This window comes from Lyngbya confervoides BDU141951 (assembly GCF_000817775.3).
GTDB lineage: Bacteria > Cyanobacteriota > Cyanobacteriia > Thermosynechococcales > Thermosynechococcaceae > Lyngbya > Lyngbya confervoides.
In genome coordinates this window covers 165,144-190,809 of record NZ_JTHE03000044.1, presented here as the reverse complement: position 1 = coordinate 190,809, position 25,666 = coordinate 165,144, and the positions used below count along the sequence as shown (strand labels likewise).

The 25,666-nt window shown below is 54.2% G+C and carries 32 protein-coding genes; 17 read left to right on the top strand and 15 right to left on the bottom strand.

Features of this window, described 5'->3' with window-relative positions:
- Positions 1–35 precede the first annotated feature (35 nt).
- A complete protein-coding gene (locus QQ91_RS07940; protein ID WP_166274720.1) occupies positions 36–608 on the top strand; it encodes a tetratricopeptide repeat protein in 573 nt (190 codons plus the stop codon).
- Between the two features lie 94 nt (positions 609–702).
- Positions 703–882, top strand: a complete 180-nt coding sequence (locus QQ91_RS07935) for a hypothetical protein (RefSeq protein ID WP_166274718.1) — start codon at positions 703–705, stop codon at positions 880–882.
- Here QQ91_RS07935 and QQ91_RS07930 read toward each other — a convergent pair.
- The 5 genes from QQ91_RS07930 to QQ91_RS07910 all read right to left on the bottom strand — a co-directional run bounded on the left by QQ91_RS07930 (position 860) and on the right by QQ91_RS07910 (position 5,145).
- Complete coding sequence (locus QQ91_RS07930; RefSeq protein ID WP_166274716.1) at positions 860–1,837, bottom strand: PhoH family protein; 978 nt, start codon at positions 1,835–1,837, stop codon at positions 860–862. The two genes, QQ91_RS07935 and QQ91_RS07930, sit on opposite strands and share 23 nt — an antisense overlap.
- Positions 1,838–2,044: 207 nt before the next feature.
- On the bottom strand, positions 2,045–2,404 hold the full coding sequence (locus QQ91_RS07925) for a KH domain-containing protein (protein WP_166274714.1): 360 nt from the start codon (positions 2,402–2,404) through the stop codon (positions 2,045–2,047).
- A gap of 28 nt (positions 2,405–2,432) precedes the next feature.
- The gene (gene rpsP, locus QQ91_RS07920) at positions 2,433–2,681 is read right to left on the bottom strand and encodes a 30S ribosomal protein S16 (protein ID WP_166274712.1); all 249 of its coding nucleotides are present in this window, start codon (positions 2,679–2,681) and stop codon (positions 2,433–2,435) included.
- Between the two features lie 128 nt (positions 2,682–2,809).
- On the bottom strand, positions 2,810–4,261 hold the full coding sequence (gene ffh, locus QQ91_RS07915) for a signal recognition particle protein (protein ID WP_166274710.1): 1,452 nt from the start codon (positions 4,259–4,261) through the stop codon (positions 2,810–2,812).
- Positions 4,262–4,395: 134 nt separating this feature from the next.
- A complete protein-coding gene (locus QQ91_RS07910; RefSeq protein WP_166274708.1) occupies positions 4,396–5,145 on the bottom strand; it encodes an FHA domain-containing protein in 750 nt (249 codons plus the stop codon).
- A gap of 397 nt (positions 5,146–5,542) precedes the next feature.
- Here QQ91_RS07910 and QQ91_RS07905 point away from each other — a divergent pair, with 397 nt between their 5' ends.
- The 6 genes from QQ91_RS07905 (at position 5,543) to QQ91_RS07880 (ending at position 8,821) form a co-directional block, all read left to right on the top strand.
- Positions 5,543–5,863, top strand: coding sequence for a 2Fe-2S iron-sulfur cluster-binding protein (locus QQ91_RS07905; protein ID WP_166274706.1), 321 nt, complete (start codon positions 5,543–5,545; stop codon positions 5,861–5,863).
- Between the two features lie 3 nt (positions 5,864–5,866).
- Positions 5,867–6,061: a DUF8621 family protein gene (locus QQ91_RS07900; protein ID WP_166274704.1), complete on the top strand. Its 195-nt coding sequence runs from the start codon at positions 5,867–5,869 to the stop codon at positions 6,059–6,061.
- Positions 6,062–6,112: 51 nt separating this feature from the next.
- Complete coding sequence (locus QQ91_RS07895) at positions 6,113–7,222, top strand: DUF3326 domain-containing protein (RefSeq protein ID WP_166274702.1); 1,110 nt, start codon at positions 6,113–6,115, stop codon at positions 7,220–7,222.
- 40 nt (positions 7,223–7,262) lie between these two features.
- Entirely contained in the window at positions 7,263–7,877 is a 615-nt protein-coding gene (locus QQ91_RS07890) for a CPBP family intramembrane glutamic endopeptidase (protein ID WP_250833293.1), read from the top strand.
- A gap of 120 nt (positions 7,878–7,997) precedes the next feature.
- Positions 7,998–8,273 (top strand): hypothetical protein, encoded by a 276-nt coding sequence (locus QQ91_RS07885; RefSeq protein ID WP_166274700.1) that lies wholly within the window; start codon positions 7,998–8,000, stop codon positions 8,271–8,273.
- The gene (locus QQ91_RS07880; protein WP_166274698.1) at positions 8,270–8,821 is read left to right on the top strand and encodes a sll1618 family protein; all 552 of its coding nucleotides are present in this window, start codon (positions 8,270–8,272) and stop codon (positions 8,819–8,821) included. The genes QQ91_RS07885 and QQ91_RS07880 overlap by 4 nt, the downstream gene beginning before the upstream one ends.
- A 398-nt stretch (positions 8,822–9,219) precedes the next feature.
- Here the strand turns inward: QQ91_RS07880 and QQ91_RS07870 are convergent, their stop codons facing one another.
- From QQ91_RS07870 to psbN, 3 genes are all read right to left on the bottom strand, one after another.
- Entirely contained in the window at positions 9,220–9,936 is a 717-nt protein-coding gene (locus QQ91_RS07870; protein WP_166274696.1) for a biliverdin-producing heme oxygenase, read from the bottom strand.
- A 205-nt stretch (positions 9,937–10,141) separates the two neighbouring features.
- The gene (mgtE, locus tag QQ91_RS07865) at positions 10,142–11,536 is read right to left on the bottom strand and encodes a magnesium transporter (RefSeq protein WP_166274694.1); all 1,395 of its coding nucleotides are present in this window, start codon (positions 11,534–11,536) and stop codon (positions 10,142–10,144) included.
- Between the two features lie 103 nt (positions 11,537–11,639).
- On the bottom strand, positions 11,640–11,780 hold the full coding sequence (gene psbN, locus QQ91_RS07860) for a photosystem II reaction center protein PsbN (RefSeq protein WP_166274692.1): 141 nt from the start codon (positions 11,778–11,780) through the stop codon (positions 11,640–11,642).
- Positions 11,781–11,920: 140 nt separating this feature from the next.
- On the opposite strand from psbN, the gene psbH reads away from it, so the two are divergent.
- From psbH to pth, 3 genes are all read left to right on the top strand, one after another.
- Positions 11,921–12,124, top strand: coding sequence for a photosystem II reaction center phosphoprotein PsbH (gene psbH / locus QQ91_RS07855; RefSeq protein ID WP_166274690.1), 204 nt, complete (start codon positions 11,921–11,923; stop codon positions 12,122–12,124).
- Between the two features lie 268 nt (positions 12,125–12,392).
- Complete coding sequence (locus QQ91_RS07850) at positions 12,393–12,725, top strand: TatA/E family twin arginine-targeting protein translocase (RefSeq protein WP_166274688.1); 333 nt, start codon at positions 12,393–12,395, stop codon at positions 12,723–12,725.
- Between the two features lie 6 nt (positions 12,726–12,731).
- A complete protein-coding gene (pth, locus tag QQ91_RS07845) occupies positions 12,732–13,343 on the top strand; it encodes an aminoacyl-tRNA hydrolase (protein ID WP_166274686.1) in 612 nt (203 codons plus the stop codon).
- Here the strand turns inward: pth and QQ91_RS07840 are convergent.
- Positions 13,327–13,845: a universal stress protein gene (locus QQ91_RS07840; protein ID WP_166274684.1), complete on the bottom strand. Its 519-nt coding sequence runs from the start codon at positions 13,843–13,845 to the stop codon at positions 13,327–13,329. The two genes, pth and QQ91_RS07840, sit on opposite strands and share 17 nt — an antisense overlap.
- A 223-nt stretch (positions 13,846–14,068) precedes the next feature.
- Here QQ91_RS07840 and QQ91_RS07835 point away from each other — a divergent pair, with 223 nt between their 5' ends.
- Positions 14,069–14,806: a GUN4 domain-containing protein gene (locus QQ91_RS07835; RefSeq protein ID WP_250833292.1), complete on the top strand. Its 738-nt coding sequence runs from the start codon at positions 14,069–14,071 to the stop codon at positions 14,804–14,806.
- A gap of 25 nt (positions 14,807–14,831) precedes the next feature.
- Here QQ91_RS07835 and QQ91_RS07830 read toward each other — a convergent pair whose 3' ends face one another.
- Positions 14,832–15,440 carry a hypothetical protein gene (locus tag QQ91_RS07830; RefSeq protein WP_166274682.1) on the bottom strand — a complete coding sequence of 203 codons (609 nt, stop codon included), beginning with the start codon at positions 15,438–15,440 and terminating at the stop codon, positions 14,832–14,834.
- Between the two features lie 144 nt (positions 15,441–15,584).
- Here QQ91_RS07830 and QQ91_RS07825 point away from each other — a divergent pair, with 144 nt between their 5' ends.
- The 4 genes from QQ91_RS07825 (at position 15,585) to ilvN (ending at position 19,011) form a co-directional block, all read left to right on the top strand.
- A complete protein-coding gene (locus tag QQ91_RS07825) occupies positions 15,585–16,652 on the top strand; it encodes a 3-deoxy-7-phosphoheptulonate synthase (RefSeq protein WP_166274680.1) in 1,068 nt (355 codons plus the stop codon).
- Positions 16,653–16,812: 160 nt separating this feature from the next.
- Positions 16,813–17,364: a DUF4333 domain-containing protein gene (locus tag QQ91_RS07820; protein ID WP_166274678.1), complete on the top strand. Its 552-nt coding sequence runs from the start codon at positions 16,813–16,815 to the stop codon at positions 17,362–17,364.
- Positions 17,365–17,445: 81 nt separating this feature from the next.
- A complete protein-coding gene (locus QQ91_RS07815; RefSeq protein ID WP_166274676.1) occupies positions 17,446–18,378 on the top strand; it encodes an alpha/beta fold hydrolase in 933 nt (310 codons plus the stop codon).
- 114 nt (positions 18,379–18,492) lie between these two features.
- The gene (gene ilvN, locus QQ91_RS07810; RefSeq protein ID WP_166274674.1) at positions 18,493–19,011 is read left to right on the top strand and encodes an acetolactate synthase small subunit; all 519 of its coding nucleotides are present in this window, start codon (positions 18,493–18,495) and stop codon (positions 19,009–19,011) included.
- Between the two features lie 115 nt (positions 19,012–19,126).
- On the opposite strand, the gene rbp is transcribed toward ilvN, so the two are convergent.
- From rbp to QQ91_RS07795, 3 genes are all read right to left on the bottom strand, one after another.
- A complete protein-coding gene (rbp, locus tag QQ91_RS07805; protein WP_166274672.1) occupies positions 19,127–19,384 on the bottom strand; it encodes an RNA-binding regulator in 258 nt (85 codons plus the stop codon).
- A 61-nt stretch (positions 19,385–19,445) separates the two neighbouring features.
- Positions 19,446–20,897: a glycogen synthase GlgA gene (glgA, locus tag QQ91_RS07800; RefSeq protein WP_166274670.1), complete on the bottom strand. Its 1,452-nt coding sequence runs from the start codon at positions 20,895–20,897 to the stop codon at positions 19,446–19,448.
- Between the two features lie 58 nt (positions 20,898–20,955).
- Positions 20,956–22,440 carry a polysaccharide biosynthesis/export family protein gene (locus tag QQ91_RS07795; protein WP_166274668.1) on the bottom strand — a complete coding sequence of 495 codons (1,485 nt, stop codon included), beginning with the start codon at positions 22,438–22,440 and terminating at the stop codon, positions 20,956–20,958.
- Positions 22,441–22,833: 393 nt separating this feature from the next.
- Between QQ91_RS07795 and QQ91_RS07790 the strand changes: the two genes are divergently transcribed.
- The gene (locus QQ91_RS07790; protein WP_166274666.1) at positions 22,834–23,355 is read left to right on the top strand and encodes a molybdenum cofactor biosynthesis protein MoaE; all 522 of its coding nucleotides are present in this window, start codon (positions 22,834–22,836) and stop codon (positions 23,353–23,355) included.
- A 192-nt stretch (positions 23,356–23,547) separates the two neighbouring features.
- Here the strand turns inward: QQ91_RS07790 and groL are convergent, their stop codons facing one another.
- Both groL and groES read right to left on the bottom strand, forming a co-directional pair.
- Positions 23,548–25,182 (bottom strand): chaperonin GroEL, encoded by a 1,635-nt coding sequence (gene groL / locus QQ91_RS07785; protein ID WP_166274664.1) that lies wholly within the window; start codon positions 25,180–25,182, stop codon positions 23,548–23,550.
- A 106-nt stretch (positions 25,183–25,288) separates the two neighbouring features.
- Positions 25,289–25,600, bottom strand: a complete 312-nt coding sequence (gene groES, locus QQ91_RS07780) for a co-chaperone GroES (RefSeq protein WP_166274662.1) — start codon at positions 25,598–25,600, stop codon at positions 25,289–25,291.
- Positions 25,601–25,666: the final 66 nt, after the last annotated feature.

Below are 25,666 nucleotides of genomic sequence, written 5' to 3'. Positions count from 1 at the left end.
GACTTGTTCTCTAGGCTGACCCCATCTCCCAATCCATGCGACTCGCTTTATTGCTGCTTCTGGTGTTTATTCTGGGGGGGTGCCAGGCCTCGCCTGAGGTCCCAGCGTCTGAGGTCCCAGCGTCTGGGGCCTCCACTGCCGAGGAATTGCTGCAGTTGGGAAATACCAAAATGGCCCGCGGCGATCTCAAGGGTGCCATTCGCGACTTTGAGTCGGGGCTAGCACGCCGCCCCGACCATGCCCAGTTGCTGCTCAGACAGGGCGTAGCCTATGCGACCCAAGGCAGACTTCTGGCTGCCATCGACAACTATGATCGCGCCTTGGTCCAGCAACCCAAGGGTGTTGAAATCCTCGTGCAGCGAGGCTTAGCCTACTATCAGCTCCAGCAACTCCAGCCAGCCGTATCGGACTTCTCGCAGGCTCTGAGCCTGGATGTAGACAATACCAATGCGCTGTTGGGCCGAGCCACAGCCTATTACCATCAAGGTCGGCGGTCTGAGGCTTTAGCGGACCTTGAGGCGGCTAAAGCCATTGCCATCGCCCAGGAGAAACCCCAAACCCTGAACGAAGTAGAGAGACGGCTGCAGTCCTATCGCTCCTCCTCCTAGAGCCCTAGCCTCGAGACGCCGCAAAAGCGATAGGATCATGGGACAAAGCTATGCATGCAAGTTATTCAAATCAGCAAGCGAGAAGGAGTCCTCCATGTCTACCCTGGTTACCATTCTGGTTTTACTAGTCTATGCGGGCGGCGGCATTAAGTTCTGGTCAGGCTTTGCCCAAACCAACTTTAGCCAGAACAAGCTGTTTTTATCCTTGATGTGGCCGGTCTTGATCTTTAACCGTAACTATCGCGGCAACTTTATCCGCGCCCTGAAGGGCTAGACTTGGCTTCGTAGCGCTCATAGGCCCCTAAAATTTGCTCAACCAGGGGGTGACGCACCACATCCGCTTTGGTGAGGTAGCAAAAGCAAATCTCTGCGATCGGGCTTAAAATTTTTTGGGCGATCGCCAGTCCCGATACCTGTTGCGGTGGCAAGTCAGTCTGGGTCACATCTCCGGTGACCACCAGCTGCGATCGCTGACCAAGACGGGTCAACATCATCTTCATTTGGGCTGGCGTCGTATTTTGGGCTTCGTCAAGGATAATGAAGGCGTTATTTAAAGTTCGCCCCCGCATGTAGGCCAGTGGCGCGATCTCAATTACCCCCTTTTCCATCAGCACCTTAATCCGATCCGGCTCTGCAATTTCGTACAGAGCGTCGTAGAGAGGACGCAGATAAGGATTCACCTTTTCCTGCAAGTCCCCCGGCAAAAACCCTAAGCGTTCTCCAGCTTCCACGGCTGGTCGGGTTAGAATGAGTCGCTCACAGTCCTGATTTAGCAGAGCTTGAATCGCCAACACTGCCGCCAGATAGGTTTTTCCGGTTCCCGCCGGACCAATCCCAAAGGTCAGGGCATGCTTGCGAATAGCCTGAACATAGCGACGCTGGCGGAGGGTCTTCGGGCGAATAATGGTCCCATTTCTAGTTTTCGCCAGCTTATCTGAGGTTAAGGCCTCCCATTCCCCTTCCTGATGACTGTTGATGGCATGACGGGCCGCCAAAATATCTACAGAACTCAGGCGCTGTCCATCGATCCACAGAGACTCCAGAGCCTGAATCAGCGTTTTTGCTAACTGCACCTGTTGTTCGGTGCCGCTAACCTGGAGAGATTGACCGCGGAGGACATAGGCTGCTCCAGTCTGCTGCCGAAATACCTTAAGATTTTCCTCATGCTCTCCTGCCAGGGCGATCGCCTGCTCCATGGCATCAAAATGAATCGTAGTGGATGCTGACATTGTGCGTCAAAATCGTAGGAGTCCTGTCAGGGGCAGAGCACGAAGACCCGAAAGAACAAAAACTAGAGAGGGGAAAAAGGGCGGGACTGAGGGAGGAATCAGTGCCGTCCACGACGGAGCATGCTTTCCCTTAATTAAAACCAAGCAATTAAAACCAAGACCCAGAGGCGCTTAGTCTTCCCGACAAAGTAAGTTCTCAGGTCCCTGCTAGTCTCGACGCCGTGGTCGCCGGGAAGGGGTTCGTCGAGGTGCCCCCCCGGATCGAGGGGAAGAGCCTGCGCCGGATCGAGGGGACTCCCTCGGCGCACCATACACCTCAATCTGTACTTTTTGCCCCGCTAATTTTGCCGCAATATCCACAACCCGGCGAATTGCCTGTAGGGTCCGCCCTTTGTACCCCACCAGGCGCTCTTGATCTCCGCTGTCACAGGCAAGACGAATCCATATTTTTCCCTGATCTGAGTAGGTTTCGCAGTCGACACTGAGGGCTTCCGGGGCATTCAAGAGCGGCCCGGTCAGAAACCTTACCAGGTCAACGTATTTATCTGGAGAAAAAGATGACGCCATTAGAAATTAAACGGTTCAGACTCAGCAACTAGGCTTTAACTTGATCAAACACGCTATTTTTCTCCAAGAGGCGGCGCACGGTATCTGTGGGTATAGCACCTTGCTGAAGACGACGCACAATGCCTTCCACATCAAGCTTAACTTCATCGGTAATCGGATTATAAAACCCTAGCTCTTCAAGGGGCCGACCATCGCGTCGCGTTTGAGAGGTCATGGCTACAATGCGGTAGCTTGCAGCTCGCTTTTTTCCAAAGCGCTTAAGTCGAAGTTTGATCATGTTGAGAAGAGACGCTCCCATCCAATAGCTGAAAATGCTGGCTACATGTAGCCTCTAAGGGCATGATGACGGGCATGATGCCACCGCCATTCTTGGGGACAGATCAGTAGCCTCCATATCCCCAAAGATTACAGTGTACCAAACCCTTTCTTCTTTTTCACTTTTTTCTTTTTCTTCTGGGAACCGCCATACCCTCGCCAACCAGGCTGGGGTCCGTTTCCCATCATGCCGGCAAACGGATTGGCCCCCGCCAGAGGATTCCCCCCCATACCAGGTAGGCCGCCGCCCATCCCAAACTGCTGCATCATGGACCGCATGCGCGTAAAGTCAGCAATGAGCTTACTGACATCGGCAACCTTTAAGCCTGAGCCCGTGGCAATGCGCTGGCGACGGCTGGGATTGCTAGAGAGCAAATCCGGGTTGCGCCGCTCTTCCTGGGTCATGGAATTAATCATCGCCTCAACCCGCTTCAGCTGCTGCTCTCCCTGCTGGAGCTGATCCGTCGATAGCTTATTCATCCCAGGAATGAGCTTCATGACCCCACCCAGGGACCCCATATTTTTCAGCAGCCGCATCTGCTTTAGAAAGTCTGTAAAGTCGAAGCTCGCCTCTAGGATTTTCTGCTGCATTTTGGCTGCATCGGCGAGGTCCACCTCCTCCTGCGCCTTTTCCACCAGGGTGAGAATATCCCCCATGCCCAAAATGCGAGAGGCCATGCGGTCAGGATAAAAGGGTTGCAGGGCCTCAACCTTTTCTCCAATCCCCACAAATTTAATCGGTTGGCCCGACACCTGGCGAATGGACAGGGCCGCGCCGCCCCTTGTATCGCCATCCATTTTGGTCAGGATTGCCCCAGTAATCCCAATTTGCTCATGAAACGAGCGGGTTAAATTCGCCGCTTCCTGTCCGGTCATGGCATCCACCACCAGCAGGGTTTCGTCTGGCTGCACAGCGGCCTTTACCGCCGCTAGCTCCCCCATCATGTCTTGATCAATTTGCAGTCGTCCTGCCGTATCAATAATGACCGTATCTATCTGATCAGCCTGGGCCTGGGCTAATCCCTCACGGGCAATATCCACCGGGTCAGCCTGGGTTCCTTTCTCAAAAACGGGAACGTTAATTTGTTTTCCCAGGGTGATGAGCTGATCAACGGCGGCTGGCCGATAAACATCGGTGGCCACCAGCAGAACCGTGCGATCTTGCTTTTGCAGGTGAAGGGCCAACTTGGCACAGGCGGTGGTTTTTCCGGTTCCTTGCAGACCCGCCATTAAAATGATCGTCGGAGGATTCTCTCGGTGGGCCAGGGGAGCATCGGTTTCTCCCATCAGCACGACCAGTTCCTCGTGCACAATTTTGATGAACTGTTGATCGGGACTGACGCCAGCAACCACCTCTGCGCCAAGGGCCTTGCTGCGCACCTCTTCAATAAACTTTTTGGTGACCTGGAGGTTGACGTCGGCCTCCAACAGTGCCCGCCGCACCTCCTTCAGGGCATCCTGAACGTTGGATTCGGAGATCTTATTTTGGCCACGAAGTTTCTTCCAGGCTGATTCTAGTCTCTCTGAGAGGGCGTCAAACATGGGTCATTCCTTGCACTAGATCTCTCATTGTGCCACAGAAGCTGGAAGCACTTCATTGTGCAGATTTCACCATTTCACCGCCGCACGATGTCTGTTAGCCAGTTTCGGATCCACCTCCTGGAGAAACTAAAGCCTCAACGGGTTGCTTCTGGGGCGGGTCGCTTGGGAAGGCTGGCCTGATGATAAAAAATTCCCGCTCCAATGAATCCAAGAAGCACCAAGCCCGCCATCAAGCCCATCCACAGACGGGATGAGGTGGGTGTGGAGGTGGAGGGAGAAGGGTCGGGCTGCGGGGAGGAGAGATTGGCATGAAGGTCAGCAATTGCTGGGGAAGGGGTATCACTTAAGGTGGCCTGCCACTGGGGAAGTTTTCCAATGGACGGGGGAGGAGCCTTTGCCACCGTAGTTACTGAGGTGGGTGAATCTGCAAACATTTCATCAAATCCCATTCCCACCATGGTTGCCTTGGTATCCACCAACTCGGATTTGAGACTTTGATAGGAAATAGACTCCAGGTAATTAACAAACTCGGCATCGCCCATGGACAGCGTCAGGTAGGCCGCTTTCACATGCTGTCCAAAGGAAATGGAATCGCCATTTTTAAGCTCTTGGGATTTAACCTGCTCTCCATTCACGAAGACCCCATTGGCGCTGGCCTTTCCCTCGGCGTTGCCATCAATGAGGCGATATTGATAGGAGTGCGTATTGGGCTTTGGAACCCTTAACAGCAGAGCATGTTGACGTGAGATGGTTTCAAACTCTAGAACAATGGCATTGGTCTGATCCCGCCCGATGGAATAGGCCGCAGCTTCCAAAGCATAGGCTTTCTGTTCCCCGGCGTTAACAATGATGACGTGACGCTCTTGGCTATTAGGATTTTCCATAAAAGTAACAAGGATTAGGAATGTTCACCCCCAGCGGATTGAGAAGGGGATGGGGGTATGGACAAACGCAGGTTATGGGTGCCTCAGTCATGAACTCTGAGTGAATTAGGAATTCACAAGCATTTGATGTCAACCCTAGGGCTATCCTTATAATTGACAAAAAAATTCTGTATTGACCTGGGCAATGTCACGGAAATAGAGTTTGCCGAGAAGAGGTCAACGAAAGAGCTCATCGGTGGTTCCCTGTTTAAGTCGGCAACCTTGAGTCCCCAGATGGCGCCGCGCCTCGGAATGGGCCAAGCTTAAAAGATGGGCCAAACTTAAAGGGGTTCAAAATTGTGGAAAGAGTGTGGAAAAATGGAAATCGTTCTTCCAGCTCTGGGATTCCAGCTTAGATATGGCCAGTACCTATACCGTCGAAATTCAGCATCAAGGCACCACTCAAACCATATCGGCAGCCGAGGATCAAACGCTTCTAGAGGCAGCACTGGCTGCGGGAATCGATCTTCCTAGATCTTGCTGCGCTGGAGTCTGCACCACCTGTGCTGCCAGGATTCATGCTGGAACAGTGGAACAACCCGATGCCATGGGGCTAGGACCAGAAATTATGGAGCAGGGTTACGCCCTGCTGTGCGTGGCCTATCCACGCTCAGATCTTCAGATTGAATCTGAGCAGGAGGATGTGGTGTATCATCTGCAGTTTGGCCAGTTCCAGTAACCGATGCAGATTCAGTTTATTGAAACTCGCCTGGAGTTTGAGGATGCCTGTCCGCCCAGGTCTTCCCAGATTGAGTCTCACCTGTCCCGGTGGGGCCAGCCGCTGCGATGGGCAATCACCCAGGTTCAGGGAAATCGCTGCACCATTGAGGCAACCGTCACCACAGGACATAGCGCCACTGCGGATGCCGCCCCGTGATGTCGGTGCTGACTGGCACCGTTAGTCGTTACTTTTGCCTCTACCCTGGTCATGTCTGCCCCAGATTGCCTGCCCTTCACCACGCTCTTGATCATCCCCACAGGCGTTGCAGCCCAGATTGGGGGATTTGCGGGGGACGCCATTCCCGTTGCCCGCACTCTGGCCTCCCTCAGCGATCGCCTCATTACCCATCCCAACGTCATGAATGGCGCGCAGCTGTACTGGCCGATTCCCAACGCGCTTTACGTGGAAGGCTATGGCCTCGATCAGTTTGCAGCGGGCCGGTGGCAGCTAGTGCCGGTTCGGCGTAATCGCATTGGCCTTGTCCTCGATCGGGGCATGAGGTCTGATCTGAAGGTGCGACAGTTACAGGCAGCCGATGCGGCACAGGCAACCCTGGGCCTCTCTATCACCGGCGTAGCCCAAACCGATCGTCCCCTCAATGTCCGATTACACAGGGCTCAGTCTGGGGCGGCCTGGGGCACCCTTGAACATCCCGATAGCCTGCTACGCGCGGCGGACCACTTACTTCGGACCCAATCGGTGGACGCGATCGCGGTCATTGTCCAATTTCCGGAGACCCTAGACGATCAGGCCCTAGCCGATTACCGCCAGGGAAAAGGCGTTGACCCTCTAGCCGGTGCCGAAGCGGTGATCAGCCACCTGGTGGTGCGGGAGTTTCAGCGGCCCTGCGCCCACGCCCCGGCCCTCTCCCCTCTCCCCCTGGATCGAACCCTGAGTCCGCGATCCGCCGCCGAGGAACTCGGCTATACCTTTTTGCCTTCCGTGCTGGTGGGCTTAAGTCGAGCTCCCCAGTTTATCCTGGCGTCTGAGCATCATCGAGCCGCCATCTCCGGTGATCAGGTGAGTGCAGTGATCGTTCCGGCCTCTTGCTGTGGCGGCAGCGCGGTGCTGAGCTTAGCCCAGCAGGGAACGCCCATTATTGCTGTGACTGAAAACTCCACAGCCATGGACGCATTTCCGGAGGCCCTGGGAATTCAGGCCCTGGTGGCCCAATCGTACTTGGAGGCGGTGGGCATTGTGGCGGCGTTGAAGTCAGGGGTCGAGCCCGGTTGTCTGACTTGCTATACGAATCCTAGTCTAGCCGCTACCTTGGAAGAGGGGATGGCGTCATCCGAATCCCCTTCCATGGCGCTGTGATCATCCCTATGCCTTTGCCCTCTTCTTGTCCCTATTGACTGTGCCAAACACGTCTTCTCCCTCTCCCAGTCCAGATCGCCTGAGCCGATCCCAGGTACTTGTGGCCATGGCCATTACGGGCATCGTGTTATTTGTTGTGGCGCGGGTGTGGATTCATTTTGATCAAGTAACCTTGTTGCCCGTGCGCTTTGATTGGCCAGGCCTGATCATAGGGGTAGGGTTAGGCGGCGCGATCGCCCTTGCCAGTGCTGGCATCTACCAGCTTTGGCCGAGCTATCGCCACGCCGCCGACCAATATTTATCGCTGGTGCTAACGCCCCTTCTCTGGGCCGATATTGTGTGGTTAGGTCTTCTCCCAGGGCTCAGTGAAGAACTGCTGTTTCGGGGCGTGATGCTCTCTGCCCTGGGGTTAAATATCATTGCGCTGGTGCTTTCTAGTCTCTGCTTTGGAGTGCTGCATATGGGCAGTCTTCAGCAATGGCCCTATGTAATTTGGGCCAGCAGTGTTGGCGGGGTGCTCGGCTGGACGGCCTTAACCAGCGAAAATCTATTCATTCCAGTGGTGGCCCACATTGTGACCAACTGGATTGCCGGCATTAGCTGGAAACTACTCCACCCTAAGCGTGAGCCCATCCAGGACAAACCCAACCCTTGAGGTCAAAGGAGGGGTTCGATTCCGTTTCCGGTCCATGGTTCCGAACGCATCTTCTATGATGATTGCAATAGGATCAGTTCAACCCAGAATTTTTCAACTCAGCATTTAAGGAAATTCACGGTGGCTCGCTTTACCCCCTACGATCTCCAACTGCAAATTACCCGCATGTTTGCCGAAGGACAGTCCTTCTTTGCCAAGATCAAGGTTCAAGACTGGCTCAAGGAGCGTCAGGAGGATCCAGCGGCCTACGACATCGGCTTCGAGAAGCGTCCCGCTCCGCCCGAATCTGGCCTGGTGTTCGTGGTGGACATTCATCTCACCCGCAAAGACGGACAGCCTGTAGATCCCTGGCTGCTTGAGCAGCTGCAAACCCATGCCCAGTCTCAGGATTCATGACTTCATCCCTCTTAGCCCTCCCTCCCCACGCTAGTTTTGAGACGGTTCTTGAGGCCACTCAGCAATTCCTGCACGCCTTGGAAGCACAGTCCCTGGGCGATGCTGACATCCAGGCAGGAGTAGTCCACCTGCTCTCTCTGCCTGCTGGACCCCGGGGCTTTTTTGCTACCTTGCTCACTAGCGATGGCCCCGTGGCAGAGGCCCCGCCTGCGGCCTTGCTGGCGGCTCTGGGATCTCATCCTGAGACGGTGGCCGATCTACTGGTTAAAAATCTGGCCATGTCCACAGCCATGCGGGTGCAACACCAGCGCCAGGGCAAGACTGATCTGGTGCAGGGATCGGCGCAGGTGCAGCGGCGATCGCAGACCCTGCTGCTGGCCCTTAAAACGGTTGAAATTCAGCAGCATCTCCAGGATATGTTGCAGCCTTCTCAAGCCTACGCTGCGTTTTTGGATCGCTGGGGCTACGATGTCCCTCAAAAGCAGGCGATCGCCACAGCCGTAGCCCAGGTTCTCCAAACGCTAAATGCTCAAGACGATCTCCCGTAAAGGGGGGTGTTCCTCGGGAAAACTGATCTCGCATCCTGGAAGAGCAATCCCTTGAGATGACGGGGGGTGAATTGTTGACATCCTCTCCCCGCAACCCTAAGGATTATGCAGGGAGATTCCTGGGGTCGCCCCAAAGATTTCCTGCGTCAAAGACACTTGGCTAGACGGAGTAAGCCCAGGCCCCAGGCCCAAATTACTTGTCCGGCTGCCCCATCACGAGGTTTGATTGAACCACAGTGAGAGCCATGCTGGATTCTGCTTGACAGGTCTTTACAAGCCTCTGCTCCACAATCCGGGCAATCCTGAGAAGTCCCCAGAGGCAAAAAAAATCCCCGAAGGGTCATATCGGGGAGTTGTTGAGGTTGATGTGATCAAAACTGATTGGCGTAGCCGAGGAACTAGTCGGCAGTTGCCAGTTCCGTACTGCCGCGGACACGCCTACGGGTCAGCGTGTTGAAGAGCATTTTGCCAATGGCGCGGATGAGGTTCCCCTCTAGCTCCTGAAACATCAGCATATTGCGGTGAAAGGCATCGTTGGCTTCATCCACAATCTGGTTCGCCGTCGCTTCGTCCACCGGCAGGCCATCCATGGCAGCGCGGTATTGATTTTTGAAAGCCTTTTCATCTGAAATGGCCTCAAAGGTATAGAAGGCCGTACCCTCTCCCTCACTCAGGTTCATCCCACGCTCCGCGATGCCCTTGAGGATTTGCCCGCCGGACAGATCGCCTAGATAGCGCGTGTAGGAATGGGCGACCAACAGCTCTGGCTGCGTTTGTCCAACCTCGTGGATGCGCTGGACATATTGCTGAGCAGCCTCCGAAGGCTGAATGGTCTCTCGCCAGTTGGCACCGTAATAATAGTGCAAGTCCCGCTCTAGACTCTGCTCCCGGTTCAACTCAGGAAAATAAATCTGCGAGACGATGGGATGATCCTTCAGGCGATCCATCTCCGCTTCCATAGCCTGGTAGACAAAATAAAGATCTGCAACCAGCTTGCGGTAGGAGCTTTTCTCCACGGTCCCCTTGAGAAAACATTTAATAAATCCGACGTTTTCTGCCATCGTATGAGACTTTTTTGTCCCTTCGCGGAGTTTAACGGCTAAGTTACTGCTCATCCTAACGTTCCATTCCTAAGGCTAATCTTCTGGAGTACAAACGCACTGCGTTGACTGGAAAAGATCCATGTTAAAAAGTTAAGTGCCATAGGCACCTAGTCTGTAACATTAGACGCTTTGCGGCTCGATTTTTATTACAAATTCTGAAGCTTCGTCACCTATTGTGAAGCCCTCGGCCCTGCGATCGCGGGAGGCGGGCCTGGGTCTAAAATCGGCTGATAATCAAGCGCGCGATCGCAAAGTAAATTAAAACACCCAGAACATCTACAGCCGTTGTAATGAAAGGGGCAGACATTAAGGCCGGGTCAAACTTCAGGGTCTTGAACAAATAGGGCAGGGCAGACCCTGCCACCGAAGCCAAGGTAGAGATGGCCACCAAGCTAAAGCCCACCGCTACCGCCACGGACCAGCTGCCCTGAAGCACGTAGGCCCAAACAATCACAATGACACCCAGCATCATGCCCAACAGCGCTCCAGCCATCGCTTCCCGTTGAATGACCCAAAAGGGTTTATTGGGATTGGCTGCATCGACATTGAGGCTGCGAATAACCACCGTTGATGACTGCGCCCCCACATTTCCGCCGGTTCCAATTAGCAGCGGGATAAAGGTGGCCAGGGACACCACCTCTTTGAGAATATCTTCCTGGCTGTGGATAACGGCTGAGGTGCCGGTATTGGTGATCAGTAGCACCAGCAGCCAGAGCACGCGCCGCCGCGCCACCGTCAGCAGATCCGACTGAAAATAATCATCGGTGCCAGACTGCACCCCCCCCATGGTGTAAATATCCTCAGTGGCTTCCTCCTCCAGAATGTCGAGGACATCGTCCACCGTCACAATCCCCACAAGACGCTGCTCGCGGTCCACCACCGGCAGGGCTAAAAAATCGTAGCGCTGAATGAGGCGAGCCACCTCCTCTTGGTCCATGTCCGTTTGCACGAACACCACATCTCGGGTCATGATGCTGCCAATGGTCTCAGAGGGCTGGGCCACCACCAAATCGCGCAGGGAAATGATTCCCGTCAGGTGACGAGCCGCATCAATGACGTACAGGTAGTAAATAGTCTCGGTAAACTTAGCCAGGCTGCGAATGCGCTCAATGGCTTCAAAAACCGTGAGTTTCTCCTTAAGAGACACATACTCCGGGGTCATGATCCGCCCCGCAGTTCCTGCTTCGTAGCCCAGGAGTAAGGCAGTGGCTTGCCGCTCCATGGGACTGAGCTGCCCTAGAAGCCGGGTCACCACCTTAGCTGGTAGTTCGTCAAACAGCCGGGCGCGGTCATCAGGAGACATTTGATCCACCACTTCCAGCACGTCTTGCCGCTTGAAATCCTCAATCAAGGACTGCTGTACGGCGGAGCTGAGATGTTCGTAGACCTCAATGGCCTCATCCTTCGACAGTAAGCGAAAGGCTAGAGCCTGCATCGGCTCTGGCAATCCTTCGATGGCATCGGCAATATCCGCAGGCTGCACCGGCACCAGTAAGGCTTTGGCACCGGGGAAATTGCTCTGCTCCAACAGCATCTCCAGCTGCGATCGCACCAGCTCTCGCAGTTCCTTGCGGCTAATATTTTGGATCTGTATGTTGGCGCTATCCGTCACACGTCTAGAAGAAATGGCTGAATTTAAAATGCCAGCCTTCAGTGTACGTCAAAGCGGGCTGGCGCAGAGATAATGCATTCCAGACAAAAAACTGGCTCAGGGGCTAATCTTCGTGATCTTCAAAGGGATCAGCCAGCTCTTTACTCGGTGGGCCAAAGGCAATATAGATGGCATAGCCGGTGAAGGCCACCACCACAGCAACGATGCTGAGGCTAATAATCGAGGCAGGATTGGCAGTAAACATTTTGTTGATCAAACTCTTTCTCTTATATTATTAAGTAAAATTAATAAAAAGTTTTCAAATCTTGGTGCCCGCCCTAGCAACTGCTAACCTACGGCATTAAGCGATTTTTTCGGACTGTTGGTAACTGTGACAGGTAAATTATGGCAAAACAGACTCGATTGGGTGATATTCTCCGTCCTCTAAACTCTGAGTATGGAAAGGTTGTTCCTGGTTGGGGGACTACACCGCTGATGGCGCTATTCATGGGACTATTTCTAGTTTTTCTGGTCATCATTCTGGAAATTTACAACTCAACGCTGATTTTAGATGGCGTCAATATGAGCTGGACCAACCTGGGCGGCTAGGGAAATTCGGCTAGGAAAATCCGTCCTCATCTGGAGGGAAGGATGGTCCTTAGGATTGGCCTGAGCGGTTGACGGTTCACACTACCGGCCGCTGTTTAGCGACGTCTGTCACAGTGGCGGGCGTCGCTGCTTTGTGGATCCACAGAGGAGTCGTGGCTCAAGGGCCTCTAGGTGAAGAAGACTCTAGGTGAAGAAGACTCTAGGTGAAGGAGACTCTAGTCGAAACAGCCGTCAAATCAATTGTGCGCGAGTGAGGAAGACCTTAAACATGAACATTTTTGGGATCGGGCTTCCGGAGATGGTCCTGATTTTTATCGTGGCTCTGCTCATCTTTGGGCCGAAGAAGCTGCCGGAAATTGGTCGGAGCTTGGGTAAAACCCTTCGGAGTTTTCAAGATGCCTCGAAGGAATTTGAGGCTGAAATCAAGCGGGAAGTCGAACGATCTTCAACCTCCGATGCCGACGCCCGGCCCATGGAAGCTAGACTCGAAGAGCGAGATCCGCCGCAATTGGTCCAGGGGGAGATGGCCCCATCTGACCCCGGCATCGTGAGTTCCGAGGGGGATTCGGAGGAGAACGGCAGCGCAGGGCATCCTGCCTAAATTAGGATGGAACAACAAACGCCTCTGCTGGTGGTGGGATTAGGGAATCCAGGGCAGAAATACGAGAAGACTCGTCACAATGTTGGGTTTGAAGTCGTTGACCTCCTGGCTCAACGTTGGGGGATTGCGCTGCGCGAAGAGCGACGGTTGAAGGGGCAGTGGGGACAGGGGCAGGGACCTGCGGGTCAGCCGTTAGCGCTCCTAAAGCCCACCACCTATATGAATCGTTCCGGCGCAGCGGTGCGGGCTGTTCTGGATTGGTACAAATGGCCAGCCCAGTCGGTGCTGGCAGTTTACGACGATATGGATTTACCACTGGGACGCTTGCGGCTGCGCCTCTCCGGCTCAGCGGGAGGGCACAACGGCATGCGATCGCTAATTTCCTGCCTAGGAACCCAGGACTTTCCACGCTTACGGCTGGGAATTGATAGTCCCAAGTGCCCTCGAGTGACAGATGCCGATACAGTGTCCTACGTACTGGGACGGTTTACCGCCGCAGAGCAAGGGATCGTCACCGAGATTCTGGCGCGGGCAGCCGACGCCGTGGAATGCGCGCTCCAGCAGGGCGTCCCCAAAGCCATGAATCGCTACAATCAGCAGATCACAACTCATCCTTGAGGGGTGGAAGGGGTTGGGCCTCTGGAACAGCATTGATGACGTAGATAGAGCAGGGAGCATGGTGCAGCACATAGTTGCTAACACTTCCCAGCAGCAGCTCACTTAAGCCAGAATGCCCCCGTCGACCCATCACAATCAGGGTGGCCCCAAAGTCTTTGGCCTCCCGACATAGAATTGCGCCTGCTGCCCCCTGGACCTGCCGAGCCTGCACCGTTAGACCCGCCGCTGCAGCCGTTGCTTGCAAACGATCTAGCATGGCCTGGCCCTTCTGTTCATAAGCTTGCCAGGCTTGTTCAAAGACTTCCATGGCAGAGGCGTTATAGCTGGGATAATAGTCGAGAATAGGCATGGTGGGGAGTTTGGGGCTGTCTGCGGAGCCACTAGAGAGAACATGCACCAGCAGCAGTTCAGCCCCCAGGGCCTGGGCTAGCTTGAGAGAGTCTTGAAACACGCGATCACTCATGGGCGAGTGATCTAGGGCAACCAAAATTTTTTCAGCCATGGTGCATCTCCAGCAGTAGGGTGGGTCTTTACCTGTATCCTAGGCAAAGCCTAGGGCGAAATTTCGGACTCTATACGCTTGGAAACATTTCGTTTATTTTCCCAGCCAGGGGAAGACTCGCAACAAAGCCTTGCAATCTGTCGGGCCGCCACAGCTTTTTGATAGGGTTAAAGGCGTAGCGTAAATTTATACCCGACCCCGTTCTCTGATTTGAGTCATTCCTATGATGGCGTCCGACAATGAAGCCTTAGCTCCACCGCCCAGTGATACCGATGCCCTAACCCAGCTCGAAACGGCCTTCGGAACGAGTTCCCCGGCGAAGCAACTGCGGCTCTTGGCCGAAATATCCGCATATCAAACCGTGGGATATTCAGTGATGCAGCGCTTTCTGTTGGATTTCAAGCAACGCAACACCCCACCCACCTTTATCGAAGGACGGTGCTACGAGTATCTCTGGTCAGCCCCCGACGAAACCTGTCAACAGTTTCTCCAGCAGCATTTTCCCACTGGCATTGTTCCCCTCCGTTCAGCCCGGAACATCGACTATCAGCCCCTGCAGGCACTGTTGCTGGCCCAGGATTTTCAGGAGGCCGACCGCCTCACCCTGGAAAAACTATGTGAACTGGCTGGAGAGGTGGCAATGCGGCGCAAATGGCTTTACTTTACCGAAGTGGAGCAAATGCCCATTGAGGATCTGCAAACCCTAAATCAGCTCTGGCTGGTCCATTCTGAGGGGAAATTCGGCTTCACCGTCCAGCGTCAACTTTGGCTGAGTGTCGGCCAAAATTGGGAGAGTTTTTGGCCCAAAATCGCCTGGAAAACCGGCCGCACCTGGACTCGGTATCCCGATGGATTTATCTGGGATCTCGACCAAGCACCGCGGGGACACCTACCCCTTTCCAATCAGCTCAGGGGCGTCCAATCCTTCAATGCGCTGTTGAATCATCCGGCCTGGACCTAACCCCTCCTGCAGGACTTGCCCCTGGCTAGGGCGACGGGCTGCGGCGTTCCTGAATCCGCAGCCGCCATTCCCGTTTGGCCGGGTCATGGACAGGAGCCTCGGTCTGTCCCACAACAAACGGCCCCCAATAGCGATGGGATGAGTCGAGGGCGTAGGCGAACAAAACATCGCCGGGCTTGAGATCCATGGGGGATTGGTTGGGCAACGAAACCGTCACTCCCCAATCGGCACCTTCTTGACCTGTAAAGTCCCACTCCACAGGGGGCAGTTCTGCCGACTGATCGGCGGGAGTCCTTGGGGAGCGCCGCAAGACCAGGCGGATCGGTTGGAGGGTCTGGTTAAACACCCGCAGATCTCCCGACCAATCTTTTCCCGCAGGGGCAAGGGGGTCTGGCGGCAGGGTTGAGGAACCGGGTTCCCTGGGCTGACGGATGACAGAAGACCCTGGGGAGTCAGATTGTTTCAAGCGAGGCTGGGAAATGGAGGGATTGAGGAGAAAACTAAAATAAACCTGCGTGACCAGCAAGGCGGTTCCGCCACCAATCAGCACCGATAGAAGGGCTGAATTCAGGCTATTTCTCATGTTCATCACAGGTTTCCCCCATTCATGCCACAGGTGGGGCGTGCTGATCATACCCTGACTTTCCAACCCTGAAAAAAATTCTAGGGACTGTTCTGGCGAACTTGCTGCTGACTGCTTACCCATGTCACAGGAACGCAGTTCCCTTAGAATGGGGGTTGGGCCTGCGTCAAGTTGTTTTTTCTCTTGGGGAATTTCATGGATAAAACTGCCGATCTGCATGTGGTTGAAAACCGTCCATTACTGAGTCCGGCAATGCTGCACTATGAGTTGCCCATAACGGAGCAGGCCGCAGCCTTGGTTGTCAAAACGCGCGATCGCATTCGTCAAATTCTCAGTCACCAAGATCATCGCCTGCTGGTCATTGTGGGTCCCTGCTCCATTCATGATGTGGAAGCAGCCTATGAGTACGGCACCCAATTAGCCTCTCTGCGCGCTGAATTGGCAGACCAGCTGGAAATTGTGATGCGGGTCTACTTCGAAAAGCCCAGAACCAGCATTGGGTGGAAGGGGTTAATTAATGATCCCCATCTTGATGGCAGCTACAACATCAACAGCGGTCTGCGCATGGCGCGGAAGCTGCTGCTGGATTTAGCTAGCTTAGGACTTCCTGCCGCCACCGAGTTATTAGACCCCATCACGCCCCAATACATTGCCGATGTGATTGCCTGGACCGCCATTGGGGCTCGCACCACCGAGAGCCAAACCCATCGGGAGATGGCCTCTGGACTCTCCATGCCCATTGGGTTTAAGAACAATACGGACGGCAGTCTCCAGGCTGCGGTGAATGCCATGCTTGCTGCGCAGCAGCCCCATCACTTTCTGGGCATCAATCACGACGGCGTTGCCAGCATTGTGACCACCACGGGCAATCTGGATACCCATCTGGTTTTGCGCGGTGGCAAATCGGGACCGAACTATGAAGCGCCCTTTATTCAGCAGGCCCAGGAAAAACTTCAAGTTCCTGGTCTCAACCAGCGGCTGATGGTGGACTGTAGCCATGCCAATGCCAATAAGGATCACCAGCAGCAAGTTCATGTTCTAAACAATGTGGCCCAGCAGGTTCGCATGGGATCTCCGGCCATCATGGGGGTGATGATTGAAAGTCATCTGGTGGCAGGCAACCAGTCCCTGTCCACTCCTGTCAATCAGCTCGTTTATGGCCAGAGCGTGACGGATGCCTGTGTAGACTTTGCAACAACCCGTCAAATGCTGCAAACCCTGGCCCAGGCTGTGGAGTCTAATGCTATGGCCCTGAGCTGTTAGGATGCACAGGCAGCTGACCGCCGCTTTTTTCATGACCCATAAATCATTATAAAATTTCGATGGGTTGGGGAATGGGACATGGGAAAACTAGAATAAGGCGATCCTAAACGCTAACGTCGCTGCACTGCTTTGGCTTGACATTCGTTAAGAGGGTAGAGACATGATCACAGACCTGATCCCAACGGGGACCAGTCTTCCAAGGCCAAGGATATCTCGCGGGTTGGCCCTGCCCCTGCTGGCGCTGACCCTGGCAGCCTGCAACACCACCATTGACGACGCAAAGGTGGAAACGGCTATTTCAGAAGGCATTCAAACCCAAACAGGGTTGGTAGCCAACACCGTCATTTGCCCTGAGGACCAGAAGATTGAAGAGGGGAACACCTTTACCTGTAAGGTCACCCTGGAGGGCGGGCAGTCCTTCGATGCAGAGGTGACCCAGACAGACGATGAGGGCAACATTCGCTGGGATGCACAAAAGGGGCTGGAAAGCCTGAATGGCCTGATTTCCAATGCGGCACTGGAGGAGCAAATTGCCCAGGGTATTTCTGAGCAATTACAGGTGGAAACCAGCGCTGACTGCGGGGGAAAGTTTAGAATTGCTTTGACGGGAGAAACCTTTGAATGCACCGTCACCGATGTGCAAGGCAATGAACAAAGGGTTCAGGTGGAGGCCAAAGACGATGAGGGGAACGTTTATTGGGAACTTCAGTAGTCTCCCGGTCGATCTCCTCCGTCCTTTAAGGCTTGATTTCAAGCTCTGCTTTAAATAAGGATATCGCGCCCAATGTGCCCAATGTATAGTCCACTGAGACCTCCCATCGGGATACAGCGCGACTGGTCCTGGCGAGGCTGGCAAGCCCGCTATAGTTTTTTGCCCCCTGAAATCGCCAGCGAGGATCGCCCCCCTCTTTTGTTCATCCATGGATTTGGAGCATCCATTGGTCATTGGCGGCAAAATATCCCCTACTTTGCCCAACATCATCCGGTTTACGCTCTGGACCTGGTTGGGTTTGGAGCCTCGGAGAAAATTGAGCAGGCGTTCAATGTGGATTTCTGGGTGCAGCAGGTGCATGATTTTTGGCACACCCTCATTCAGACGCCCGTGATTCTGGTGGGCAATTCCATTGGGTCCCTGGTCTGTATGGCGATCGCGGCCCAATACCCAGACCTCTGTCGAGGGGTGGTGCTGTTGAACTTACCAGATACCACCTTGAGGGAGGAGATGATTCCGACTTGGGTGCGCCCCTGGGTGACGCGCATTGAACAGCTGTTCACCACGCCGTTAATCCTGAAACCCCTGTTTTATCTGCTGCGCTCCCCAGCTCTGCTGAAGCGGTGGGCAAGGTTGGCCTATCACGACGGAGCGGCGGTGACCGAAGAGCTGATGGAAATTCTGGCCCTACCCACCCGCGATCGCGGCGCAGCGCAAACCTTTGTTTGCCTGTTCCAATCTATGCCAAAGGCCAGCTTTGGCCCCAGCGCAAAACTGACCCTGCCCCGTATTCAGGCTCCCATTCTGCTGCTCTGGGGCCAGCAAGATCGCATGGTGATGCCCCACTTTGGCCATCAGTTTGCCCGCTGCAACCCCCAAATTACCCATGTGCAGCTAGAGCAAGCGGGGCATTGTCCCCAGGACGAGCGGCCTGAGCAGGTCAATGCCATCCTCGCAGATTGGATGGACAAACAGGGGCTTGGCGCGGTGGCCTCCTCCCGCTGCGCCCCCTAATACCCGGTAGAGTTCAGGACGAAAGTCGATCCCCACACCTGATCATTCGTTAAAATAAAAAGCCTGGCTTTTAATTGCCGAATTGAATCATTACCGCGTTAACTTAGGTAGGTTATGAAACACACGCTGTCTGTTTTAGTTGAGGATGAAACGGGAGTTCTCAGTCGAATCTCCGGGTTATTTGCCAGGCGTGGGTTTAATATCGAAAGCCTGGCCGTTGGACCAGCGGAGCGACTTGGGGTGTCTCGAATTACCATGGTCGTGGCAGGGGACGATCGCGTCATTGAGCAGCTCACCAAGCACCTCTACAAACTGATTAACGTGTTGAAGGTGCAAGATATTACCGAAATTCCCTGCGTTGAACGAGAGCTGATGCTGCTCAAGGTCAATGCAGAGCCGTCAACCCGCTCAGAAATCATTGAAATTGCCCATGTTTTCCGGGCCAAGGTAGTGGATATGTCCTCTAATTCCCTGGTAATTGAAGTGTCCGGGGATCCAGGCAAAATGGTTGCCATTGTTCAGATGCTCACCAAGTTTGGCATCACGGAAATTGCCCGCACCGGTAAAATCGCCCTGACCCGCGAGTCAGGAGTAAACACCGAATATTTAAAATCCTTGCAAGCCAGAGTCTAGGGCCTCAAAGAGAACCGCCCCATCAGATCATGCCCACCAGACCATGAAGGGGCGTAGAGATCACGAAGGGGCATAGGGCTGAGTTGGGGGAACGGAGGGGAGTCCCCCTGGTACACTAACGGCGGTTATTGTCGCGGGGCTTGGCTTTATTCACGCGGAGACTACGCCCCATCCATTCGGCTCCGTTCAGGTCCTCGATGGCGGTATCTTCCTCTTCATCGGTTGACATTTCCACAAAGGCAAACCCCCTCATTTTGCCGGTTTCTCGATCGGTGGGCACCACCACGCGACTCACTGACCCATATTCTCCAAAAACCTCCCGAATATCTCCTTCGGAGGCGTTGTAGGAAAGATTACCAACGTAGATAGTCATAAAATTGCCCAATCTTTACTAACACAATAAACCATCCAAAACGTTCTGGACCCTGACTATCCTAGCTGGAAATGGCAGAATCTACCGAGGGAACCCGGGAATCGGCTGGCGGCACCGCAGGGACTAGTTCGGGGGCGAGGGGCCGGCCCAACAGAGCATGATAGAGCTGGTTGTACTGAAGGGCCGACTTCTGCCAGCTAAAGTCCATGGACATTCCGCGCTTTTGCAGCGATCGCCAGTGGTCTTGAAACCGAAAAGCCTCTGAAGCTCGCACCATGCAGGTGTAAAGGTCCAGAGGGTCGTAGCGATCAAAGCAGTAGCCTGTCCCCTCTTGCCGCTGGGGATGATGATGTTCGACGGTGTCCACCAGGCCACCGGTGCGTCGCACGATGGGCACCGATCCGTAGCGCATGGCAATCATCTGGGAAATGCCGCAGGGTTCAAACCGGCTCGGCATTAAAAAGGCATCAATGCCCGCATACACGCGGCGCGCAATGCGATCGCTGTGAAGCAGCTGCACAGACATGCGCCCGAGATGTCGAGACGCCAGTTGCCAGAGCTGGGTCTCATAGGCGCGATCGCCTGTTCCCACCACCACAAATTGGGAGTCTGTAAAGGTCAAGAACTTATCAATCACCCGCAAAATCAGATCTAACCCCTTCTGCTCCACGATGCGACTGACCATCCCCAACAGAAAGGTTTGGTCCGATAGGGTTAGACCCAGGTCCTCTTGCAGCGCCAATTTATTAACCTGGCGCTGATCTAAGGACTCAACGTCAAACCGCTGCTGCAGAGCATCATCAGTGGCAGGATTGAACAGGTCCAGATCAATCCCATTTAGAATCCCGCTGCTTTTCTCCTGGACATAGGACAAAAGACCGTGGAGGGATTCCCCGTACTCTGGAGTTTGAATCTGCTGGGCATAGGTGGGCGACACCGTATTCACGCGATCTGCGTATAGCAAAGCTGCTGCCATGGTGTTATCTCCCTGCATGTACCAGGGACACCAGGTCATGGCTTCTAGCTGGCTGCGGCTCGGCCCCTGATACGCCAGGTTATGGATTGTAAACACCGTCTTGATATCTGGGGATTGATGCATCCACACCGGAATCATGCCAGTATGCCAATCATGGCAATGGATAATCTCAGGCTTCCAAAAATTCCAGCAAAATTCCGCCGCGCCGTTTGCAAACAGGGTAAAGCGCCAAGCTTCGTCCTCGCCTCCATAAATGCCAGATTTGGCAAACGCTGGATGGCCAAACAAATACAGTGGCAGTTCCGTTCCCGGTAGCAGAGTCTCAAAGACCGCAAACTCCTGGAACATGGCTGCCCCCGTCCAAACGGGATGGTCCGGAACTGTCACCTTGTGGGGCAAGAATCCATAGTAGGGCAGGAAAATCCGGACATCATGCCCCATTTTCTGAAGCATTTTAGGTAGGGAGCCCACCACATCTCCCATGCCACCAACCTTGGCGATTGGCGCTGCCTCAGCCGCAACAAAAAGAATACGCATTCTCTTATCTTAGGGGCTGATGGCCATCAGGAAAAGCAGCCCATTGGGGTCTAAGGTCCTAAAGTCCTGGCAACAGCCGAATAAAGCTAAAGACCCCAGTAAAGGGGGAAACCACTGATCCAAAGTTATCGGAAAATTGAGTCAAGCCGGATCGGCGAATCACCACCACATCATTGTTTTTCAGCGCCGGATTGGTTTGTTCGTTAATTTCACCGTCAAAGGACAGGGTAATGCGACGCTGATTGACGGTGCCATCTGGTTCTAGACGGATCAGATCCACCGACTTTTTGTTAGCTCGCTTGTTATCAAATCCGCCGGCCGCCAAGACAGCCTGGGAGAGGGGAGTATTGGGGCGAATTTTCACCAGGCCTGGTTGGCGAACTTCACCCACAATATTCACATCAATCGTCTCCGGCGAGAGGGTGGATTCTGAGAGCTCGATTTTTTCACTCGTTGCGATATCGGTTGCGGTGGGAATGATGATGGTGTCCCGGTTTTGCAGCGCAATATCTTGCTTCAGGTCACCCTCTTGTAGAAGTTTCCAAAGATCCACCTCCAGGATTTTTTCATCTCCAAATCGAGTGATGCGCCTAATTTGAATTTTTCGCACATCCGCCTCTGGCTTAATCCCTCCGGCCCGCTGAATCGCTTGGGTGAGGCGAGGCTGGCCCAGGCTATTCGCCCCGGACTGCGTCCCTTGATCCCCAGCCTCTCGAATAATTGCGTTGGCAGAACTAATCACGTAGGGGCCTGGCCGATATACTTCCCCCACCACAGCCACGTTCAAAGGTTCAGAGCTACTGGGCGTCAGGCTATTGTTCCCCAGAAGGTCAGTGTCCGCCAAGTCAGTGGTTAGGGCGGGTCGGACAATCACGGTATCGCCGTCGCGCAGAAATAGATTTTGAGATCCGTCCCCATCTCGAATTAACCTCAAAATGTCCGCCTTAAGCACCTCTTCCGTACCATCTTTACGGGGACGACGCACCTCCACATTTTGCAAATCCGCAGATTGAGAATGTCCTCCCGCCAATTTAATTAACGAAGAGACGGTCGGGTTTTGCTCAGTTTGGGGAATGGGATAGGGGCCAGGGCGAAGCACCTCACCGGCGATATTCACCTTGATATCCCGAGGTTTGAGGAGAACCACGGTGACGTAGGGACGCTTAAAAAACTGTGTATACCGTTGTGCAATGAGCTGCTGGGCCTGACTAATTGTGCTACCCCCTACCCCCACTCGGCCGATAAAAGGAAGGCTAATGGTGCCGTCTACCAAAACAATGTAGGAGGTGGTAAACAAATTGTCCTGACCGTACATGTCCAGCTTAATCTCATCCCCTGGCCCCAGAACATATTCCACCAGTGGCGCCGACCCCGTCGACGTTCTTGCTGTTTCAGGTGCCGAAATCTGAGCCAGGGTGGGATTAGGCCGCAGGATTTCAGCCCCTAGCAGCATCAGGGTCAGCGCACTTAAACCTGCGACCCTGGGTGCGTTGACGACCCACAGATTGCTATTTCGGGAGGACACAATGCGAGAGGAAACCATGGGATAAAAACTGGCTTAGGTTATCTAGAAATACAGAGGCGAAAGGATGGGTAAAGATTCAGGATATAGTCTAGCAATCCACTTTGTCCGGCTTTAGGACCGTTAATTGAGGGTTGGACTATAGGATTTAAACTAGAAATTTACAATTAGACACTAATCTGGCATACCCGGTTGAATTTGACAATCCATAGCCCCAGGATGCCGTCTCCTGACGCGGAGTTGGCGAGGAGACGGTTGCCCCCGGACTCCCCGTCATGGGCTCTGACCGGGCAGGGACCTGCTAAGTTCCCTGGGATCGATGCTCCGACGACACCCCCCAGGGGGTTTAGCGTTTAAATTGAGGCAGCCGTAGACCCTCAAAGCTAAGATTAAGAGGCAGGATAGGAGCATTTCATGAGCGACCTCCAGAGCCCCCCCATCCGAACCTCCCGTGAATTGGGGGAGTCCAGGACTTCACCCCCTCATCTAGAGCCGTTTCGAATTACCTTGGCCCCCCTGCTGCTCAATGAGGTTTACCAAGCCGTGGACGCGCCGGCCCATGGGGCAATCGTTATCATGAGTGGGATGGTCCGCAATCAGACAGACCATCGCCCCGTGGTTGCACTGGAATACCAGGCCTATGAACCTATGGCCATCCGAGTTTTTCAAGGGATTGCCGACCAGATTCGCCAGCGCTGGCCAAGCATCCAGCATGTGGCAATTCACCATCGCATTGGATACCTGGAGGTCGGAGATATTAGCGTTCTGGTGGCCATAGGCGCACCACACCGCGCAGAGGCATTTGCGGCGGGCCAATATGCCATTGATACCCTAAAGCACGAAGCGCCGATCTGGAAAAAAGAGCACTGGGGCGATGGATCTAGCAGTTGGGTCAGTATTGCCAACTGCGAGTCCCTGCATGGATCGTCTCCCTAGCAGTGCTGTCTTCCAGAACAAGCGCGGCACTGGCATAACCCTCGGGCTGCTCCTGACAATCTCCAGGTGCTAGCCAGAATTCAGGCCTGGGTAAAAATTAATTCCCCGCCATCCTTAGGGAGGAATGGCGGGGAATTCGGGAGAATGCAATTCCCAATGAACCCTCGCTCACTGGGAATCTGGGCTTAAGGACTAGTAGTCAAAGTCTCCGCCCATGCCACCCGCACCGGCTGGAGCTGCATCCTTCGGCTCAGGCTTGTCGGCAATAATGCACTCGGTGGTCAAGACCATCGCCGCAATTGAAGCTGCGTTTTGGAGGGCGGACCGGGTCACCTTCGCTGGATCAACAATACCAGCTTCAAACATGTCAACGTACTCGCCCACGGAGGCATCGTAACCTACGTTGAAGTCCTTTTCCTTGACGCGCTCAGCCACGACGGCACCATTCTGACCGGCATTTTGGGCAATGCGCTTCACAGGAGCAGTGAGGGCACGCTCCACAATTGTGGCGCCCACCAGCTCTTCGCCAGAAAGGTTCGCACTGGCCCACTCTGCTAGCTGTGGTCCGAGGTGCGCCAGGGTGGTTCCGCCCCCAGGCACGATGCCCTCTTCCACGGCAGCTTTGGTTGAGTTGATCGCATCTTCCAGGCGCAGCTTGCGGTCCTTCATTTCAGTTTCGGTGGCCGCACCCACTTTAATGACGGCCACACCACCAGCCAGCTTCGCCAGACGCTCTTGCAGCTTCTCCTTGTCATAGGAAGAGTCGCTTTCATCCATTTGACGACGGATTTGCTCACAGCGCGCCTTCACGGCAGCTTCGTTGCCTTCGGCAACGAGAGTGGTGTTGTCCTTAGTGATGGTGATGCGACGAGCCTGCCCCATCATCTCCAGCTTGGCGTTCTCTAGCTTCAGCCCTGCATCTTCCGTGATGACCTGGCCACCGGTGAGCACAGCAATATCTTCCAGCATGGCCTTACGGCGATCGCCGAAGCCAGGAGCCTTCACAGCGGCAACGTTTAGTACCCCTCGGAGGCGGTTGACCACCAGGGTCGCTAGGGCCTCTTTTTCAATGTCCTCTGCAATGATCAAGAGGGGCTTGCCAGAACGGGCAACCTGCTCAAGTACAGGAACTAGATCTTGAACCAGCGTGATCTTTTTGTCAGTAATGAGGATCATCGGCTCATCTAAAATGGCCTCCATCCGTTCGGTGTCGGTGGCAAAGTAAGGAGAAATATAGCCTTTGTCAAAGCGCATCCCCTCGGTGACTTCCAGTTCCGTGCTCATGGACTTACCCTCTTCCAGAGAGATAACGCCCTCTTTGCCGACCTTATCCATGGCAGCAGCAATCATCTGACCCACCTCGGGATCGTTGCCGGCGGAAATTGTTCCCACCTGAGCAATCCCCTTGGAGTCTTCAACGGAACGAGACTTTTCAGCAATCCGGTCCACCAAAAAGGCAGTGGCTTTGTCCATTCCACGCTTGAGGGCGATGGCATTCGCACCGGCCGCAACGTTGCGCAACCCCTCCTTCACCATGGCGTGGGCCAACACTGTTGCAGTGGTGGTACCATCCCCCGCAGCATCATTCGTCTTGGAGGCAGCTTGGCGAATGAGCGCCACCCCAGTATTTTCAATGTGGTCTTCTAGCTCGATTTCCTTGGCAATGGTGACCCCGTCATTGATGATTTGGGGGGAACCAAACTTTTTCTCCAGCACTACATTGCGACCCTTGGGACCCAGGGTAACCGCAACGGATTCTGCCAGAATATCCATTCCCTTTTCCAGGGCACGACGAGCATCCTCGTTGTAAATAATGCGCTTAGCCATAGCTATACTCTAACTCTCGTAAACAAGATGACTTGAAAGGTATGCATTGCGAACTGCTTTCCGCGGGAAAGCACCGAGAGGAGTTCCCCTCTATCGGTCGAGCTGTCTAGGAAACGACTGCGAGAATATCCTTCTCAGAGAGCAGAACATACTCCTCACCGCCTAGCTTGATGTCGGTGCCGGCATACTTGGAGTAGAGCACCTTGTCGCCAATATTGACTTCTAGTTCCTGACGAGTGCCATCGTCATTGCGCTTCCCAGGACCAACGGCGGTAATTTCGCCCACCTGAGGCTTTTCCTGTGCGTTATCCGGGAGCAAAATTCCTCCGGCAGTTCTCTCCTCAGAGGCGCTAACTTTAACAAATACGCGATCGCCCAGAGGCTTTACTGTAGAGACACTTAAGGATACAGCAGCCATATTGAATTCTCCGAACTTCCGATTAAATGAGAACGACAGATAGATTAAATCAAGAGCGCCGTAGGA

Bases quoted from the DNA above. Each gene is read 5' to 3' on its own strand.
- QQ91_RS07940 (WP_166274720.1), top strand. From the start codon at position 36: ATGCGACTCGCTTTATTGCTGCTTCTGGTGTTTATTCTGGGGGGGTGC.
- QQ91_RS07935 (WP_166274718.1), top strand. From the start codon at position 703: ATGTCTACCCTGGTTACCATTCTGGTTTTACTAGTCTATGCGGGCGGC.
- QQ91_RS07930 (WP_166274716.1), bottom strand. From the start codon at position 1,837: ATGTCAGCATCCACTACGATTCATTTTGATGCCATGGAGCAGGCGATC.
- QQ91_RS07925 (WP_166274714.1), bottom strand. From the start codon at position 2,404: ATGGCGTCATCTTTTTCTCCAGATAAATACGTTGACCTGGTAAGGTTT.
- rpsP (WP_166274712.1), bottom strand. From the start codon at position 2,681: ATGATCAAACTTCGACTTAAGCGCTTTGGAAAAAAGCGAGCTGCAAGC.
- ffh (WP_166274710.1), bottom strand. From the start codon at position 4,261: ATGTTTGACGCCCTCTCAGAGAGACTAGAATCAGCCTGGAAGAAACTT.
- QQ91_RS07910 (WP_166274708.1), bottom strand. From the start codon at position 5,145: ATGGAAAATCCTAATAGCCAAGAGCGTCACGTCATCATTGTTAACGCC.
- QQ91_RS07905 (WP_166274706.1), top strand. From the start codon at position 5,543: ATGGCCAGTACCTATACCGTCGAAATTCAGCATCAAGGCACCACTCAA.
- QQ91_RS07900 (WP_166274704.1), top strand. From the start codon at position 5,867: ATGCAGATTCAGTTTATTGAAACTCGCCTGGAGTTTGAGGATGCCTGT.
- QQ91_RS07895 (WP_166274702.1), top strand. From the start codon at position 6,113: ATGTCTGCCCCAGATTGCCTGCCCTTCACCACGCTCTTGATCATCCCC.
- QQ91_RS07880 (WP_166274698.1), top strand. From the start codon at position 8,270: ATGACTTCATCCCTCTTAGCCCTCCCTCCCCACGCTAGTTTTGAGACG.
- QQ91_RS07870 (WP_166274696.1), bottom strand. From the start codon at position 9,936: ATGAGCAGTAACTTAGCCGTTAAACTCCGCGAAGGGACAAAAAAGTCT.
- psbN (WP_166274692.1), bottom strand. From the start codon at position 11,780: ATGTTTACTGCCAATCCTGCCTCGATTATTAGCCTCAGCATCGTTGCT.
- psbH (WP_166274690.1), top strand. From the start codon at position 11,921: ATGGCAAAACAGACTCGATTGGGTGATATTCTCCGTCCTCTAAACTCT.
- QQ91_RS07850 (WP_166274688.1), top strand. From the start codon at position 12,393: ATGAACATTTTTGGGATCGGGCTTCCGGAGATGGTCCTGATTTTTATC.
- pth (WP_166274686.1), top strand. From the start codon at position 12,732: ATGGAACAACAAACGCCTCTGCTGGTGGTGGGATTAGGGAATCCAGGG.
- QQ91_RS07840 (WP_166274684.1), bottom strand. From the start codon at position 13,845: ATGGCTGAAAAAATTTTGGTTGCCCTAGATCACTCGCCCATGAGTGAT.
- QQ91_RS07835 (WP_250833292.1), top strand. From the start codon at position 14,069: ATGATGGCGTCCGACAATGAAGCCTTAGCTCCACCGCCCAGTGATACC.
- QQ91_RS07830 (WP_166274682.1), bottom strand. From the start codon at position 15,440: ATGATCAGCACGCCCCACCTGTGGCATGAATGGGGGAAACCTGTGATG.
- QQ91_RS07825 (WP_166274680.1), top strand. From the start codon at position 15,585: ATGGATAAAACTGCCGATCTGCATGTGGTTGAAAACCGTCCATTACTG.
- QQ91_RS07820 (WP_166274678.1), top strand. From the start codon at position 16,813: ATGATCACAGACCTGATCCCAACGGGGACCAGTCTTCCAAGGCCAAGG.
- QQ91_RS07815 (WP_166274676.1), top strand. From the start codon at position 17,446: ATGTATAGTCCACTGAGACCTCCCATCGGGATACAGCGCGACTGGTCC.
- ilvN (WP_166274674.1), top strand. From the start codon at position 18,493: ATGAAACACACGCTGTCTGTTTTAGTTGAGGATGAAACGGGAGTTCTC.
- rbp (WP_166274672.1), bottom strand. From the start codon at position 19,384: ATGACTATCTACGTTGGTAATCTTTCCTACAACGCCTCCGAAGGAGAT.
- glgA (WP_166274670.1), bottom strand. From the start codon at position 20,897: ATGCGTATTCTTTTTGTTGCGGCTGAGGCAGCGCCAATCGCCAAGGTT.
- QQ91_RS07795 (WP_166274668.1), bottom strand. From the start codon at position 22,440: ATGGTTTCCTCTCGCATTGTGTCCTCCCGAAATAGCAATCTGTGGGTC.
- QQ91_RS07790 (WP_166274666.1), top strand. From the start codon at position 22,834: ATGAGCGACCTCCAGAGCCCCCCCATCCGAACCTCCCGTGAATTGGGG.
- groL (WP_166274664.1), bottom strand. From the start codon at position 25,182: ATGGCTAAGCGCATTATTTACAACGAGGATGCTCGTCGTGCCCTGGAA.
- groES (WP_166274662.1), bottom strand. From the start codon at position 25,600: ATGGCTGCTGTATCCTTAAGTGTCTCTACAGTAAAGCCTCTGGGCGAT.